The sequence below is a fragment of the Bradyrhizobium sp. WSM4874 genome (assembly GCF_055811835.1).
Window position 1 is genome coordinate 263815 of sequence record NZ_JBVVPR010000005.1, and the last position, 13186, is coordinate 277000.

Annotated in this window: 14 protein-coding genes; 6 read left to right on the forward strand and 8 right to left on the reverse strand. The window is 63.9% G+C overall.

Annotated features, from left to right (window positions below; genetic code table 11):
• Positions 1-2: 2 nt before the first annotated feature.
• The 4 genes from AC0L3P_RS07955 to AC0L3P_RS07970 are packed head-to-tail and all read left to right on the forward strand — an operon-like array spanning position 3 to position 2886.
• On the forward strand, positions 3-692 hold the full coding sequence (locus tag AC0L3P_RS07955; RefSeq protein WP_473301512.1) for a Fe2+-dependent dioxygenase: 690 nt from the start codon (positions 3-5) through the stop codon (positions 690-692).
• Positions 689-1603 carry a tonB-system energizer ExbB gene (exbB, locus tag AC0L3P_RS07960; protein ID WP_473301513.1) on the forward strand — a complete coding sequence of 305 codons (915 nt, stop codon included), beginning with the start codon at positions 689-691 and terminating at the stop codon, positions 1601-1603. Before AC0L3P_RS07955 ends, exbB begins: the two co-directional genes overlap by 4 nt.
• Before the next feature lie 3 nt (positions 1604-1606).
• Positions 1607-2062 carry a TonB system transport protein ExbD gene (gene exbD / locus AC0L3P_RS07965; RefSeq protein WP_018459254.1) on the forward strand — a complete coding sequence of 152 codons (456 nt, stop codon included), beginning with the start codon at positions 1607-1609 and terminating at the stop codon, positions 2060-2062.
• Between the two features lie 8 nt (positions 2063-2070).
• Positions 2071-2886, forward strand: coding sequence for a TonB family protein (locus AC0L3P_RS07970; protein WP_275167343.1), 816 nt, complete (start codon positions 2071-2073; stop codon positions 2884-2886).
• Here AC0L3P_RS07970 and AC0L3P_RS07975 read toward each other — a convergent pair.
• From AC0L3P_RS07975 to gntR, 8 genes are all read right to left on the reverse strand, one after another.
• Positions 2874-3296, reverse strand: coding sequence for a hypothetical protein (locus tag AC0L3P_RS07975; protein ID WP_275167801.1), 423 nt, complete (start codon positions 3294-3296; stop codon positions 2874-2876). The genes AC0L3P_RS07970 and AC0L3P_RS07975 overlap by 13 nt on opposite strands.
• A gap of 65 nt (positions 3297-3361) precedes the next feature.
• Positions 3362-4042: a site-2 protease family protein gene (locus AC0L3P_RS07980; protein WP_354204174.1), complete on the reverse strand. Its 681-nt coding sequence runs from the start codon at positions 4040-4042 to the stop codon at positions 3362-3364.
• Between the two features lie 161 nt (positions 4043-4203).
• Positions 4204-4596 (reverse strand): GFA family protein, encoded by a 393-nt coding sequence (locus AC0L3P_RS07985; RefSeq protein WP_354204172.1) that lies wholly within the window; start codon positions 4594-4596, stop codon positions 4204-4206.
• Positions 4593-5576 (reverse strand): serine hydrolase domain-containing protein, encoded by a 984-nt coding sequence (locus AC0L3P_RS07990; protein ID WP_473301514.1) that lies wholly within the window; start codon positions 5574-5576, stop codon positions 4593-4595. Before AC0L3P_RS07990 ends, AC0L3P_RS07985 begins: the two co-directional genes overlap by 4 nt.
• A 196-nt stretch (positions 5577-5772) precedes the next feature.
• Positions 5773-6519: an SDR family NAD(P)-dependent oxidoreductase gene (locus AC0L3P_RS07995; protein WP_354204168.1), complete on the reverse strand. Its 747-nt coding sequence runs from the start codon at positions 6517-6519 to the stop codon at positions 5773-5775.
• 27 nt (positions 6520-6546) lie between these two features.
• Positions 6547-7278 carry an SDR family oxidoreductase gene (locus AC0L3P_RS08000; RefSeq protein ID WP_354055461.1) on the reverse strand — a complete coding sequence of 244 codons (732 nt, stop codon included), beginning with the start codon at positions 7276-7278 and terminating at the stop codon, positions 6547-6549.
• Between the two features lie 124 nt (positions 7279-7402).
• Positions 7403-9232 (reverse strand): IlvD/Edd family dehydratase, encoded by a 1830-nt coding sequence (locus AC0L3P_RS08005; protein ID WP_473301515.1) that lies wholly within the window; start codon positions 9230-9232, stop codon positions 7403-7405.
• Between the two features lie 122 nt (positions 9233-9354).
• A complete protein-coding gene (gene gntR / locus AC0L3P_RS08010; RefSeq protein WP_473301516.1) occupies positions 9355-10455 on the reverse strand; it encodes an HTH-type transcriptional regulator GntR in 1101 nt (366 codons plus the stop codon).
• Between the two features lie 202 nt (positions 10456-10657).
• Between gntR and AC0L3P_RS08015 the strand changes: the two genes are divergently transcribed.
• Positions 10658-11719 (forward strand): ABC transporter ATP-binding protein, encoded by a 1062-nt coding sequence (locus tag AC0L3P_RS08015; RefSeq protein WP_275167336.1) that lies wholly within the window; start codon positions 10658-10660, stop codon positions 11717-11719.
• 78 nt (positions 11720-11797) lie between these two features.
• Positions 11798-13111 (forward strand): ABC transporter substrate-binding protein, encoded by a 1314-nt coding sequence (locus AC0L3P_RS08020; RefSeq protein WP_106943144.1) that lies wholly within the window; start codon positions 11798-11800, stop codon positions 13109-13111.
• Positions 13112-13186: the final 75 nt, after the last annotated feature.

Consider the following 13186-nt stretch of genomic DNA (forward strand, 5'->3'; position numbering starts at 1 on the left):
TCATGTTGACGTGCCTGCCTGGCGTTCTGAGCAAGGATGATGTGGCGGATTTCCGCCGCATCATGGACGCCAGCGAATGGGAAGACGGGCGCTCCACCGCCGGCGCGCAGTCGGCCATGGTCAAGCGCAACGAGCAACTGCCGCCGGACAGCGAGGTCGCGCGAAAACTCGGCAACCGCATCATTTTGGCGCTGACGTCGAACCCGCGCTTCATCGCGGCGGCGATCCCGCTCCAGATCTTCCCGCCGCTGTTCAACCGCTATGCAGCCAGCAGCGGCCACCATTTTGGCCTGCATGTCGACAATGCCATCCGCGGCGACCGCCTGACCGGCCTTCGCATCCGCACAGACCTGTCGGTGACGCTGTTCCTGGCCGAGCCGGAGGAGTACGACGGTGGCGAACTTGTGATCGAGGACAGCTACGGTTCGCACGAAGTCAAGTTGCAAGCCGGGGACTGCGTGCTCTATCCCTCGACCAGCCTCCATCTGGTGACCCCGGTGACCAGGGGAACGCGGGTTGCGTCTTTCTTCTGGCTTCAGAGCATGATACGGGACGATCAAGCCCGGAGCATGATCTTTGACCTCGACACCGCGATACAGGCGCTGGTGGAACGGCTCGGGCGTGACGATCCCGAAACGGTCAAATTGACGGGTATCTATCACAACCTCATTCGCTACTGGGCCGAAGTATGAAGATCATGTCCTTCCAAGCAAGCCTCGCCACAGCTCTGGTGCTGGCGGCCGCCTGGCTTGCGTCCCCTGTTTCTGCCCAGACACAAGCCGCGCCCGCGGCTCCGGCTCAGTCGATGGCTCAGCCGTCCGCGGTCAGTCCGGCCCCGGTTGTCGCTCCGCCTGCGGCGCCTCAAGCTGCCGCGCCCGCGGCGGCAAAGTCCGATGCCGGCATCGCGCCCGCCATGAAGGAATTGTCGCCCTGGGTGATGTTCCAGTCGGCGGATATCATCGTGAAAGCGGTGATGATCGGGCTCGCCTTCGCATCGCTGATGACCTGGACGGTGCTGATCGCCAAGTCGATCGAATTGTCGATCGCCGCAACCAAGCTTCGTTCGGCGCTGAAGAAGATCGCGGAGGCACGCTCGCTCGCCGAAGCGCAGATGGCGCTCGGCGCCAAGGAGGGCATCCTGCCGTCCTTCCTGGCGGCGGCGCTGCGGGAGGCGCGGATGTCGGCCGGCCTCTCCAGCGACACCGGCATCAAGGAGCGCGCGGCTTCGAGCTTCTCCGAGATCATGCGCGCGGAGGCGCGGCGCATCCGCGTCGGCATGGGCGTGCTCGCGACCATCGGCTCGACCTCGCCCTTCGTCGGCCTGTTCGGCACGGTGTGGGGCATCATGAACAGCTTCATCGGCATCTCGAAGTCGCAGACCACGAACCTCGCCGTCGTCGCGCCCGGCATCGCCGAGGCGCTGCTCGCCACCGCGATCGGTCTGGTCGCCGCCATTCCCGCCGTCATCATCTACAACTACTTCTCGCGCGTGACGAAGAGCTATCTCGAGCTCGTCAGCCGTGCCTCGGGCGCGGCGGGGCGGTTGCTCTCGCGCGATCTCGACCGCAGCCACGGCAGCGTGCATTCGCGCGCGGCGGAGTGATCCATGGGCGTTTCGCTCGCAGACAATGATGACGACGACGATTTCGGCGAAACGCATGAAATCAACGTCACGCCGTTCATCGATGTCATCCTGGTGCTGCTGATCATCTTCATGGTCGCAGCGCCGCTCTCGACCGTCGACCTGCCGATCGATCTGCCGACGTCGAGCGCGACGCCGCAGAAGAAGCCGGACAAGCCGACCTATCTCAGCATCAAGCCCGATTTGACGCTTGCCATCGGAGAGAACCCGGTCCACCGCGCCGAGTTGATCGGCACCCTCGACGGCCTCTCCGACATGAGCAAGGACAAGTATGTCTTTCTGCGCGCCGATCGCTCGGTGCCGTATGGCGAGTTGATGGGGGTCATGGAGCTGTTGCGCTCAGGCGGCTATTCGCGGGTGAAGCTGGTTGCGCTGGAAGGCGCTCCGGGGGCGCCTGCGGCAGGCGCCGCTCAGCCTTAGAGGCCGCGATGTCGGACGAGTCCAAACCAGCCCGGACGCTTTGGATTTTGGCAGCGGTGGCGGCGCTCGCGCTGCATCTGGGTGGTGCCGCGCTCGCGCTGGCGCACCTGCGCGCCGATGACGGCGATGACGGCCTCGGCGCGGCCGGCGCGGAGTTCGCTGTCGAGATGGCCTCGCCGAAGGCGCCTGACACCGACCTTCCGCCGGGACCGGATAGCGAAGCGATGCAGGAGCAGCAGGCGCTTCCCGAGCAAAAAGCCGAGACCAAGGAAACCGAGCTTCCAAAGGATCAGTCGCAACAGGTCGACGATCCCGATCGGGTCGTCACCGAGAACATCTCGAAGAAGCCGCAGGACGAGGATCCGAAGATCGCGGCGGTCGAGACGCCCGCTGCGGAGGCCTCGCCGAAGTCCGTTGCGACGGCGCGGCAGACGCTTGATGAGGACGCGCGCGAGGCCGAGAAGGCGCTGGCGCCTGTGCTGGGCATCGGCAAGGATATTCTGAAGCTGACGGCGGACTGGAACCGCAAGATCAGCGCGCATCTTACCGCCCACAAGGTCAACCCGGAGGGCAAGGAGCCCAACAATCAGAAGGTCAAGGTCTCCTTCGCGATCAATCGGCGGGGCAACGTGCTTTCAGTCGACGTTGCCGAGTCATCCGGGGATGCAGCTTACGATGCGGCGGCGATCTCGATTGTGCGCAAGTCCGATCCCATCCCGCAGCCGCCTGCCAGCCTGACCGACGACCGGTTCGAGCGCACCGTCGACATCATCTTCACGCCGCCGGACGCAAAGAAAAAGAAGAAGTCGGCTCAGCGCCAGTAGAGCCTGATCCCGACATAGACCACGACCAGGCAGGCGAAGATCAGGGCCACCGGGAGTGGCCGTTTCTGGGTCGCGCCCGCGGTCGCTGCCCCGAAGAAATTGGCCTTCTTCGGCTTCGGTTCGGGGCGGCGGAAAGCGGTAACATTGTCCGCCGCCGGTTCGGCCGCCCTGGGGCGGACGTCAGGCGGGGTTCCCGCGCCGCCCATCTCGGCATAGTAGGCCTTGTAGATGGCGCCGATGGTGGCCTCGGTAGCCTCACCCTCGTTCATCTGTGCCTGCAGGTTCTTGTAGCTCGCGAGGAATTCCTGCGCCCCCGGCGGCAGCGCGGACGACCCGTTGAGCTTGGCCATCATCTTCCAGGTGGCGAAATCGGCGCGGGCGCGGGTATCGGCGCGTCGCGCGATCAGCATATCGGCAGCTTTGACCAAGTCGGCCTCGAGCCCTTCGGCTTGTGTTCGGGTGTGTCGCTGTTCAACTACGCATTGCCGGTCAGAATGAGAACAGCCTGAATCACATAACCGGTCAACGTTCGCAGTATTGCTGAAATAACATCAAGATTTAGACCGAACTGGGAGCCTGCCAGCGGTAGCAGGATCAGCAAGCCGATCAGGATCAGCATCCCGAACGGCTCGAGCCGCGCCAGCGGCAGGGCGAGCGGCCGGGGCAGCAGCCCAACCGCGACGCGCCCGCCGTCGAGCGGCGGGATCGGCATCATGTTGAACACCGCCAGCACCGCGTTGATCAGCAGCGCGTTCTTGAGATTGTCGAAGATCCATTGCGCCGAGTTGGCCGGAGCCCAAGGCAGGGCGTGCAGGGCAAGAGCTGCGGCCAGCGCCAGCAGGATGTTGGTGGCAGGCCCGGCCAGCGCCACCCACACCATGCCGAGCCTGGGGTCGTTGAGCTTGCGGAAATTCACCGGCACTGGCTTTGCGTAGCCGAACAGGAACGGCGAATGCGCGAACAGCAGCATCGCCGGCAGGATCACGGTGCCGAACGGGTCGATGTGGCGGAGCGGATTGAAGCTGACACGGCCGAGCTGCGAGGCCGTATCGTCACCGAGACGATGTGCCACGAAGGCGTGCGCAGCCTCGTGGAAGGTGATGGCGAGCACCAGCGGCAGCACCCACACCGAGAGGTCATACAAAGAAATGTTCACGGCTCGTCCGTCCCGGTTTACCTGCGGTCTTGCAGCCGACCCAGCCAACCGGTGGTGCAGCAACGCTTCACCTCAACATAGGGTGACCGGTTCCGAAATGCCACGCTGCAAATGATCGGCGAGACCGGTGGCCATGACGTCGAGCCTTGGCGCCGGATGAGCTACGTCGGGATCGTCCCCTCATATCGGATCATGCCGTCCTCGATCGTCACCCAGCCCATCTTTTCGCTGACCCAGATATGCTCGGTCGGCACAAAGGCGTTGCGATCGTCGAAAGTCGCCAGCGCGACGCCCGCCAGCGTGCCGTTGCGCCGCCAGGCGAACAGGCGCGTGCCGCAGCGTTTGCAGAACACGCGGTCGATGTTCTCGGACGACGCATAGCGCTCGGTGTCGCCCTCGACCGACAGTGCGCGCTGGTCGAACTGCGCGCGGGCGAAGTAGGGCGAGCCCATTGCCTTCTGACAGATGCGACAATGGCAGATGCGGACGTTGAGCGGCTCGCCCTCCGCCTTGAACCGCACCGCGCCGCACAGACATCCGCCTTCGCGGATCATGCGAGCCGCCACTCGGCGACCTGGCGCGCCATGCTCCAGTTCAGCTTGTCCAGATCGCCATCCATGCTCGAGTTCCCCCGTCTGGTGTTGGTGAAGGCGGCCCAGCAGAAGCCGCCATGAGTTCTGACTGCAATGGTACAGGTCCCCGGCAGGCTGCCATTGTGCCACCAATTGTCTGACTTGTTGACGCAAAAGCCCTTGGCGTAGTTGGGGCTGTCAGCGGGTGCGGTTGTCATGATCTCTATGGTGCGCGGCCGCAGGATGTTCGCGGGTTTCGTATAGCCGTCGACATGCATCAGGAACTGCACGAGATTCGACGGCGTCGCGATCCAGCCGCCATGGGAATCCATCCGCCGGACATTCATGCCGTAGGGACTTTCTCCCTGACCGTAATAGACGACCTCGCCGGCCTGACGCTGGTCGCGCGTGTCGCCCGCGATGGTCATGTCGGTGACGCCACAGCGTGCGAGCACCTCACTGCGGACATGCTCGGCATAGGCTTGGCCAGTGAGCTTCTCGATGACGCGCCCCAGCACGCAATAGCCGAAATTCGAGTAGGCGTAGCGTTGGCCCGGCAAGAGGTCCAGCGGCCGGTTGGCGAGCGTCCAGGTGATCAGCCCGGCATGATCCATCCGGGTATGCGTGAACATGGGATCGCGGTTGTCGTTGCTCCAGCCGCCGGCGGTGTGCGTCAGGAGATGCTCGAGCGTGATCTGGTTGATACCGGCAGAGTAGGGCGGCGGCCCGTATTCGGTGCCGAGCAGCCCGCCGGGCCCGAACACCCGGTCCGTCAGCTTGAGGCGGCCCTCCTCGATCAGGCGGAAGAGCGCGACCGAGGTGATCATCTTGCTGACGCTGGCGATCCGGAACAGATGCCGCGGCGTCACGGCCTCGTTCCGCTCGACATCGGCAACACCGAAGGCTTCCTCGTGAACAACAGTGCCGGCATAGCCGAGCAAAGGATAACGCCGGCACGCCATATCTGTCCATGAAGCTGCGCGCGAGCCGTGCCATGGCGTCGCGCTCGGCCGGCGAGGGCGGACGGATGCCCGGCGGGTTGGGGGCGAGTTGCGCGAGCGTGGGCGATGACAGCAGCGGCAGCGCGCCTGCGCTCGCTGCGAGCTTCACGAAATCCCGACGTCCCAGCATGGTCCGCCCCCGCGGGCGGCCAATGTCTCAGTACGTCGCCCGTCCACCGGAGATATCAAACACCGCGCCGGTGGAGAAGGCACAATCTTCGGATGCGAGCCAGCTCACCATCGCGGCTAGCTCTTCCACCAGCACGAAGCGGCCTTTTGGAATCTTCGACAGCATGAAGTCGATATGCTGCTGCGTCATTTGGTCGAAGATCGCGGTCTTTGCAGCCGCGGGCGTCACCGCATTGACGAGGATGTCATGTGCCGCCAATTCCTTGCCTAGCGACTTGGTCAGCGCGATCAGGCCGGCCTTGGACGCCGAATAATGCGACGCGTTCGGATTGCCTTCCTTACCGGCGATCGAGGCGATGTTGACGATGCGCCCGTATTTCTGCTTGAGCATCGCGGGCACGACCGCCTTGCAGCAGATGAAGGGGCCGTCGAGGTTGATGCGCAGAACTTTCCGCCATTCCTCGAGATCGGTCTCCCAGACCGGCTTGTTGACCCCGGCAATGCCCGCATTGTTGACGAGGATGTCGATCTTGCCGAAGGCGGCAAGCGTCGCGTCGCGAGCCTGCTCGACGGCCGCGGTATCGGTGACGTCGACCTTGAAGACGCGGGCGTTGTCGCCGATCTCCTTCGCCGTCTTCTCGGCCAGCGCGGCGTCGAAATCCCAGATCGCGACCTTGGCGCCGGAGGCGACGAAGCGCTGAACGATGGCGCGGCCGAAGCCCTGCGCGCCGCCGGTGACGATGGCGACACGGTCGTTGAGATCGATCTTGTTCATGCTGGATGCCTTCTGGATGCCTTGGCGTCAGAGCATGTAGCCGCCGTCGACGACGAGGTCGACGCCGGTGGTGAAGGCGCTCTCGTCACTGCCGAGATAGACCGCCATGGACGCGATCTCGTCGGCGGTGCCGAGCCGGCCCATCTTCTGGCGGGAGACGAACATCTCCTTGCCCTGCGGGCCTTGCGCGGCGGCGCGGTCGAGCATCGAAGGCGTCTCGACGGTGCCCGGGCAGATGCTGTTGCAGCGGATGCCCTTGGTGATGAAGTCGAGCGCGACCGCGCGCGTCAGCAGCGACACCGCCGCCTTTGAGGCGCTGTAGACGTAGCGGTTGGCCGGCGGCCGCAGCGCCGCGCAGGAGGAGATGTTGACGATGCTGCCGCCGCCGCCCGCGAGCATGTCCGGCAGGAAGGCCCTGATGGTCCGGTGCATCGACTTGACGTTGAGGTCGAACGAGAAATCAAAATCCTCTTCCGAACACTCAAGGATGGTACCGTGGTGCACGAAGCCGGCGGCGTTGAGCAGGATGTCGACCTTGCCGACGCGCTTGGCGAAGGCGTTGACGTCGGCGGTGCTGCGCACGTCGAGCTTCGCGGTTTCGGCGACGCCTTCCTTGGTCAGGCTCGCGATGCCGCTCTCGTTGATGTCGGTGGCGATGACGGTTGCGCCTTCACGCGCGAATGCGATGGCGCATGCGCGTCCGATGCCTGCCGCTGCAGCCGTGATGACGGCGCGCTTTCCCTTGAGGCGGTCTGCCATTTTCTTCTCCCTTGCCTGAAAGTTCTATCGGATCGTCATTGCGAGCGAAGCGAAGCAATCCAGAGTCCCGCCGCGGAGGCAGCCTGGATTGCTTCGTCGCTTCGCTCGTCGCAATGACGAGTAGTCAGTGATTATCCCGCGCCACACCAAAGGTGCCGGCGACGTTCTGATAGCGCGTGGCGAGCTCCATGCAGGCGCCGGTCGACTGCTGGCCGACGGTGTTGCGATAAAGCTCCTGCCACGGCGTCTGGTTCGGCGGATGCTTGAAGCCGCCACTGGCCTTCAGCTCGGCGTGGCGCTTCTTCACCTCGTCGTCGGAGATGAGAATGTTGGCGCTGCCCTTGTTCAGATCGACGCGCACCTTGTCGCCGTTCCTGAGGACCGCGAGGCCGCCATTGGCAGCGGCTTCCGGCGAAGCATTGAGGATCGAAGGCGAACCCGAGGTGCCCGACTGCCGGCCGTCGCCGATGCAGGGCAGGGACATGATGCCACGTTTGATCAGCGCCGCGGGCGGTTGCATGTTTACGACCTCGGCGCCGCCGGGATAGCCGATCGGACCGGTGCCGCGGATGAACAGCACGCAGCGCTCGTCGATCTCGAGCGAGGCATCGTCGATCCGCTCGTGATAGTCCTCCGGACCCTCGAACACGACGGCGCGGCCCTCGAAGGCATTGAGATCGGTCGGGTTGCTGAGATAGCGATCGCGGAATTCCTTGGAGATCACGCTGGTCTTCATGATCGCGGAATCGAACAGATTGCCGCGCAGCACCAGGAACCCGGCGTCCTTCACCAGCGGCTTGTCGTAAGCCCAGATCACGTCGTTGTCGGGTTTTGGAGCATTGGCGCAGTTCTCGCCGATGCCGCGGCCGTTGACCGTGACCGCATCCTCGTGGATGCGCTTGTGCTTCATCAGTTCGCGCACGACCGCCGGCACGCCGCCGGCGCGGTGGAATTCCTCGCCGAGATAGAAGCCGGCCGGCTGCATGTTGACCAGGAGCGGCACGTCGTGGCCGACCTTCTGCCAATCGTCGATGGAGAGCTCGACGCCGATGTGGCGCGCCAGCGCGTTGATGTGGATCGGCGCGTTGGTCGAGCCGCCGATTGCCGAGTTGATCACGATGCAGTTCTCGAACGCCTCGCGGGTGAGGATGTCCGAGGGCTTTAGATCCTCCCAGACCATCTCGACGGCGCGCTTGCCTGTCTCATAGGCGATCTGGCCGCGCTCGCGATAGGGAGCGGGGATCGCCGCACAGCCCGGCAGCGAGAAGCCGAGCGCTTCAGCAAGCCCGTTCATGGTCGAGGCGGTGCCCATGGTGTTGCAATGGCCGACCGAGGGCGCCGAGGACGCCACGATCTCCATGAATTCTTCATAGTCGATCTCGCCGGCGGCGAGCCGCTCGCGCGATTTCCAGACGATGGTGCCGGAGCCGGTGCGCTCGCCATTGTGCCAGCCGTTCAGCATCGGCCCACCCGACAGCACGATCGCGGGCAGGTTGACGGTTGCCGCCGCCATCATGCAGGCCGGCGTGGTCTTGTCGCAGCCGGTGGTCAGCACCACGCCGTCGAGCGGATAGCCGTAGAGGATCTCGACGAGACCGAGATAAGCGAGGTTGCGGTCAAGCGCCGCTGTCGGCCGCTTGCCGGTCTCCTGGATCGGATGGGTCGGGAATTCCATCGCAATGCCGCCCGCCTCGCGGATGCCTTCGCGGACGCGATGAGCAAGCTCGATATGGTGGCGGTTGCAGGGGGAGAGGTCGTTGCCGGTCTGCGCGATGCCGATGATCGGCTTGCCGGACTGGAGCTCGGCGCGGGTGAGACCGTAGTTCAGATAGCGCTCCATATAGAGCGCGGTCATGCCCGGATTATGCGGATTGTTGAACCATTCCTGCGAGCGGAGGTGGCGGCGAGCGCCGTTGCCGGCGGGCGCATGCCCATTGGTTGGTTTTTTTGTCATTGGTTTCTCCTGCAATGCAAACGCACTGGCGTCCGTTTTAGGGTGTCGGCTTGTGCGATGCCCAACGGCGCGAGCGACGATTTGCCTGCCCGCTGGCGGGTCGTTTCCTCACAAATCCGATACTAGTCATGGCCACTTGGTAACGCTACCATTTTGTTCGCAGCGCCTGCGCCTGAAACGGCTGACCGGTTGTCGGAACGCCGGGCCGACGAGCTTTGCCGCTCGATCACCTTGAAGCCGAGATCGAGCACCGGATGCTCCGGACGCCGTCCGTCGATCGCGTCGATCAGCATGGTGGCTGCCGTGTTCCCCATCTCGTAGCGGTTGGTGCGTACGCTCGTGAGAGTCGGGACGGCGGAGGCCATGAATTCGAGATCGTTGAAGCCGACGATCGCGATCTGTTCGGGGATCGCGATCTCGCGGCGCCTGCATTCGAACAGCACTCCCAGCGCGAGGTCGTCATTGGCGCAGAACACCGCGTCCATGCCGGGCTCCCGCGTCAGGAGATCGGTGAACAGGGCGCCTCCGAGCGTCACCGACGTCGGTGTCGCCGTCGTGACGACGAGGCGTTGCTCGAACAGTCCGGCGTCCTTCATGGCCGAGACGTATCCGTCGAGCCGCCGCTGCACCCGCGGATCCATCCGCGCGCCGACGAAGCCGATCTTGCGGTGACCTTGCGCGAACAGATGCGCAACCGCCGCACGGGCTGCGTCATAGTGCGAAAAGCCGATCATCATGTCGATCGGATCGGGTCCGATCTCCATGATTTGCACGATCGGGCAGTCGGCAGCATCGAGCATCGCGCGGGATTCAGTGGTCTGGTCGATGCCGGTGACGATCAGCCCGGCCGGCTTCTGCGCAAGAAACAGCCGCAGCAGCTTCTCCTCCTGGAGAATACTGTAGCGTGTGTTGGACAACTGGATCGAGTAACGGCTGTTTTCGGAGGCGTCGTAGATGCCGCGCAGCACGTCGGAGAACACGTTATTGGTCAGTGACGGAATCAAGACACCGATCACCTCGGTGCGCTGCGAGGCCAACGCGCGCGCCGCCAGATTCGGCACATAGCCGAGCTCCCTTGCCGCGCTCTCGACCCGGGTCCGTTTGGCGAGCGACAGCGCCTCGGGATTGCGGAAGAAGCGGGACGCCGTGATCGGGCTGACGCCGGCAAGCTCGGCGACTTCCGCCAGCCGGATTTTGCCTGACTTGGTGCGGTTTCGACCCATTTGCTGCTCATAACACACTCACTGTCGCAAACAAAGGAACGTTGACAGCGCTACCAGCACAGACTAACCAAAGACAAATTGCCAAAACCGCACAAACTGCCGACAATGTCGCCCGCTAAGGTTGGGCTTCGTTCGGTGAAGTCTGAAAAAACAAGACGGTCGCGGCGCAAGATGCGTCGTGGACTTTCGAGGAGGGAGCTAGATGTCGTCTGTGCAAATCCGCGACGTGCGGAAATCGTTCGGCAATTTTGAAGTCCTGCACGGCGTTTCGATTCCGATCGAGGACGGCCAGTTCGTCGTCCTGGTTGGCCCCTCCGGCTGCGGCAAGTCGACGCTTCTGCGCATGCTCGCCGGTCTCGAGAACATCACCTCCGGCACGATCTCGATCGGCGACCGCGTCGTCAACAATGTCCAGCCCAAGGAGCGGGACATTGCGATGGTGTTCCAGAACTACGCGCTTTATCCGCACATGACGGTCGGCGAGAACATGGGCTTCTCGATGAAGCTGCGGGGCGAGAGCACCGAAGAGATCAACAAGCGCGTCAAGCGCGCCGCCGAAATCCTGGCGCTGTCGCCGCTGCTCGAACGCTATCCGCGCCAGCTCTCCGGCGGCCAGCGCCAGCGCGTCGCCATGGGCCGCGCCATCGTGCGCGATCCGCAGGTGTTCCTGTTCGACGAGCCCTTGTCGAACCTCGATGCCAAGCTGCGCGTCGCGATGCGCACCGAGATCAAGGAGCTGCACCAGCGGCTGAAGACCACGACCGTCTACGTCACCCACGATCAGATCGAGGCCATGACCATGGCCGACAAGATCGTCGTCATGCATGACGGCATCGTCGAGCAGATGGGGACGCCGCTCGAGCTCTACGACAAGCCCGACAACCAGTTCGTCGCCGGCTTCATCGGCTCTCCATCCATGAACTTCCTGAAGGGTCATGTGCGCGTCAACGGCGTTGCAACCTTCGAGGGCCCGAACGGCGTCAAGCTGCCGCTCCAGAACGCGCCGGCGGCGTCCGACGGCCGTCCTGTCGTTTATGGTGTACGTCCCGAGCATTTCACCATCGCTGACGACGGCGCCGATGCCGAGATCGTCGTGGTCGAGCCGACCGGCTCGGAAACGCAGGTGTTTGCGAAGCTCGGTGGTGAGCAGGTCGTCGCGGTCTTCCGCGAACGTCACCAGTTCAACCCGGGTGACAAGGTCAAGCTGAAGCCTGATCCTTCCGTGATTCATCTGTTCGACGAGGCGACGGGCAAGCGAGTGTAGGGAGGCCGAAGAACGGCCAAAGCAGAACTGCTCAATACAAGACGACCCAATACAAATATAAAATTTAGGGAGAGAACGATGAGCGATTTCGACAGGCGAAGTGTGCTTAAGGTCGGTCTGGGCGGCGCGGCGCTGCTGGCCGGCCCGGGCATTGTCCCGGTGCGCGCGGCGGAGTGGACCAACACGCCCGAGCCGAACGCCTCCATCCGCGTGCTGCGCTGGAAGCAATTCATTCAGGCCGAGTTCGACAAATTCGCCGAACAGACCAAGGCGTTCTCCGAGAAGACCGGCGTCAAGGTCAAGCTCGAGGCCGAGAGCTGGGAAGACATCCGCCCGAAAGCCGCAGTCGCCGCCAATGTCGGCGCCGGTCCCGACCTGATCATCGGCACGCTTGATGATCCCCATAAATTCCCGGAAAAGCTGATCGACATGACTGACGTCGCCGACTATCTCGGCGCGCAGTATGGCGGCTGGTACCCGGTTGCCGAACGCTACGGCAAGAAGGGCAACAGCTGGATCGCCATTCCGCAGGGCGCGACCGGCGGCTGCCTGAACTACCGCGTCAGCCACGTGAAGGCCGCCGGCTTCGATGAATTTCCGAAGGACACCGCCGGCTTCCTCAAGCTCTGCCAGGCGCTGAAGAAGAACAACACGCCGGCCGGTTTCGCGCTCGGCCACGCCACGGGCGACGCCAACGGCTGGTGCCAGTGGGCGCTGTGGGCCTTCGGCGGCAAGGTCGTCAACGACAAGAACGAGGTCGTGATCGACTCGCCGGAGACGATCGCCGCGCTCGAATACGTCAAGCAGCTCTACGAGACCTTCATCCCCGGCGTGCTGTCGTGGAACGACTCGAACAACAACAAGGCGTTCCTCAACGGCGAGCTCAGCCTGACGCTGAACGGCATCTCGATCTGGACCGTCGGCAAGAACTCCACCGATCCGAAGCAGCAGGAAATTGCCAAGGACATGAACCACGCGCCGATGCCGATCGGTCCCGTGGGCGTGTCGACCGAGCAGCAGAACGTGCTCGTCTATTACGGCTACAAGCACTCGAAGTACCCGAAGGCGGTCAAGGAATACATCAAGTTCATGATGGACAAGGCGAACTACGACGCCTGGGAGGTCTCCTCCAACGGCTACGTGTCGCCGCCGCTGCCGGCCTACAACGACAACCCGGTGTGGACGTCGGATCCGAAGATCACGCCGTATCGCGACTGCCTGAAGCGCTGCCGCGACAACGGCTTTGCCGGCGATCTCGGCTATGCCTCTGCTGCGGTGATGGGCGACTTCGTCGTCGTCGACATGTTCGCCGAGGCGGCGTCGGGCTCCGTGACGCCGAAGGCGGCTGCCGCACGCGCAGCCGAGCGCGCCAAGCGCTACTACCAGGTCTGATCAGCGCCAGATTGCCGTCGAACAGGCCGAGCTGAAACACGATCGCCGCCAGCGGAATGAACAGGATCGAGGGCG